Origin of the sequence: Tumebacillus permanentifrigoris (assembly GCF_003148565.1) — a bacterium.
In the GTDB taxonomy this organism is placed as follows: domain Bacteria; phylum Bacillota; class Bacilli; order Tumebacillales; family Tumebacillaceae; genus Tumebacillus; species Tumebacillus permanentifrigoris.
The window spans coordinates 1-2,453 of the sequence record NZ_QGGL01000048.1; the positions used below are offsets into that span (position 1 = coordinate 1).

The following is a 2,453-nucleotide window of genomic DNA, read 5'->3' on the forward strand; positions in this document are numbered from 1 at the left end:
AAGAGATCATCCGGTATTAGCACTCGTTTCCAAGCGTTATCCCAGTCTGCCAGGCAGGTTACCCACGTGTTACTCACCCGTCCGCCGCTGACATCCATGGAGCAAGCTCCACATCAGTCCGCTCGACTTGCATGTATTAGGCACGCCGCCAGCGTTCGTCCTGAGCCAGGATCAAACTCTCAATTAAAGTTTGATTCAAGGCTCGAATCGATTCTCATCTATCACTCGTTTAGTTTTCAAGGATCAATCGCGTCACCACCGTGTCTCTCGCGGCGACATGTATTAAGATAACATAACACACTACATAGAGTCAACTACCAGATTCTTCACAGTTTCGCCGCAACTACACCAACGCTTTTCCACAATTTTTCCGAACTTATCAACTATCCTGAAATCAATCAAACGCGAAACATAGACAAGGAGGAAACAAACATGAAACGCTATCTTCTCACCGGACTGCTCCTAGCACTGCCCCTCGCGGCACTGCTCAACCACGCCACCCCAGCAAACGCCATGCAGCAACCGAAGTATTCGATCACTGATCAATGGCATCAGAAATTCCTGAACGACATACAACGCTTCCAAAACCTTTTCACCCACACAACCAACCCCCAACAAATGCAACAACAATTCGGTCAGATGGTAAACGAACTCAACCAACTCAACCAACAGATGATGATCGACCAAGCGGTCATCCACCGCTCCGGCGTCCGCAAACTACCACGCCAGTCCACAAGCGGGCGCGCACAACAAAACATCACGAGCGGGCTCAAACTCACCGCAGGCGACAACACTGTCTCCCAAAATACCCTGCAGACCGCCGCCCAGATCATCCAAGACATCTCACTCCCGACCCTGCAACAACAACTCAACCAAAAACCAAGCGCCGGAACCGAGATCGCCCTGTTCTCCTCCCAACGCTCTTACGGACAAGCCTTGCTCCAAGCTGGCGTCCCGCGTGACCAAATCAATGCCATCGTCACAAATACCGGTGGCATCACCATCGGCAACGCCATCTGGATTCCGCTCTATAACCTAAAAGACCAGACCGACCTCGCCAACGTGCTCACCCACGAACTAACCCACGTCATCTTCAACCAACAAGGCATCGGCGAATCCTTGCCGACATGGATCAACGAAGGCATGGCGTGGCACGTCGGATTGCTTGGCCAACAACAGCTTGACCCCACCTCCGTGCAAAACCAAATCAACCACCAAAACCAATCCATCGCCCAAGTCGCAAGATCAGGCCAGCTGCTTCCCTTGGAAGCCAGCGAAGACAACATCCTCACCGCAGGCTACAACGTCGAATGGGTCGATTACCTCGCCGTCAACCAACTGCTCCAAACCTACGGCGAAGACCAGTTCCGCGCCTTCCTCGTCGACATCCCGCGCTACGGCGTAGAAACCAGCTTCCAGCAACACTTCGGGGAATCGATCACTGACTTCGAAGACAACTTCACGATCTAAAAAAAGACCCAGGTCCGTATGGACCGGGTCTTTGCTACGCCATTTGACGTTTGCCCTTGATCTTTCCCATCTCCGTCCGCAAACGACGGGCAGCCGCCACGTTCCAAACCGCAGCACCGCCGAAGAAACCAGCCGTGATAAACGGGGATACCGCCAGAAACCCTTCCACGGTCAACGCGTAGACAAAGCTTGTCCGCACAACTGCTTCCACCAGACACACGACCCCCCAGACCAACGTCATCCGGTACATCGTATTGCGGAAGTAGGCATACTGCCAGTTGCGATCATACTCCCGTTGCGCCTCTGGGTCGTTACCGACCGCGAAACGCTTCGAAAAATAAAAGACCAACGGTCGACCGATAAAGATCGAACCCAGACAGAGCAGCCCGAGCGCCACTGACACGAATGACTCACGCACCAGCAACATTTTTTGATCTCCACTGACCAAGGCCGCGCAGATTGCGATCATGAACCCAAACAACATGAACAGTCCAAACGCATCGACCCGACGATGTCGCAAAAACAACCACAGGTTTTCAACCAAGGGAATGGTCGTCGCGATCGCCAGCGCCGTCACATCGGAGATTCGACCGCTCAACACTTCATAAACGCCCAGCGGAACAGCAAAGTTGAAAAAGAACGTGATGAGGATTCCGCGAATGATTTCCTTTCTGTTCATAACAGCCACTCGCTCACCTTCTGTCTTATATGAATTATTACACCTTAACCAAGATGATAAACTATTTACATGACGAGCACATGTATCAGAAGTCATGAAAAAAGACCTGATCCGCACTGGATCAGGTCTTTTCGTTCCTTATGCTATTGCCCCGCGACGTCCTACTCTCCCAGGACCCTGCGGTCCAAGTACCATCGGCGCTGGAAAGCTTAACTTCTGTGTTCGAGATGGGAACAGGTGTGACCTTTCCGCCATCATCACGAGACTGTGACAACTGGGTAGAGCAACTTTGTGAGTTCAAGAC

Annotated in this window: 2 protein-coding genes and 2 rRNA genes; 1 reads left to right on the forward strand and 3 read right to left on the reverse strand. The window is 52.1% G+C overall.

All coding sequences use genetic code 11. The features are described 5' to 3' along the window. Positions 1–187, reverse strand: a 16S ribosomal RNA gene (locus C7459_RS22680); the annotation flags it as partial. 245 nt (positions 188–432) lie between these two features. On the opposite strand from C7459_RS22680, the gene C7459_RS22685 reads away from it, so the two are divergent. Further along, positions 433–1,470, forward strand: coding sequence for a gluzincin family metallopeptidase (locus C7459_RS22685; RefSeq protein ID WP_109691462.1), 1,038 nt, complete (start codon positions 433–435; stop codon positions 1,468–1,470). A gap of 34 nt (positions 1,471–1,504) precedes the next feature. Here C7459_RS22685 and C7459_RS22690 read toward each other — a convergent pair whose 3' ends face one another. Both C7459_RS22690 and rrf read right to left on the reverse strand, forming a co-directional pair. Further along, positions 1,505–2,149: a VC0807 family protein gene (locus C7459_RS22690; protein WP_109691463.1), complete on the reverse strand. Its 645-nt coding sequence runs from the start codon at positions 2,147–2,149 to the stop codon at positions 1,505–1,507. Between the two features lie 148 nt (positions 2,150–2,297). Then, positions 2,298–2,414, reverse strand: a 5S ribosomal RNA gene (rrf, locus tag C7459_RS22695). Positions 2,415–2,453 lie beyond the last annotated feature (39 nt).

What these genes read in the sequence shown, in the direction of transcription:
- C7459_RS22690 (WP_109691463.1), bottom strand. Translation starts at nt 2,149, where the DNA reads ATGAACAGAAAGGAAATCATTCGCGGAATCCTCATCACGTTCTTTTTC.
- C7459_RS22685 (WP_109691462.1), top strand. Translation starts at nt 433, where the DNA reads ATGAAACGCTATCTTCTCACCGGACTGCTCCTAGCACTGCCCCTCGCG.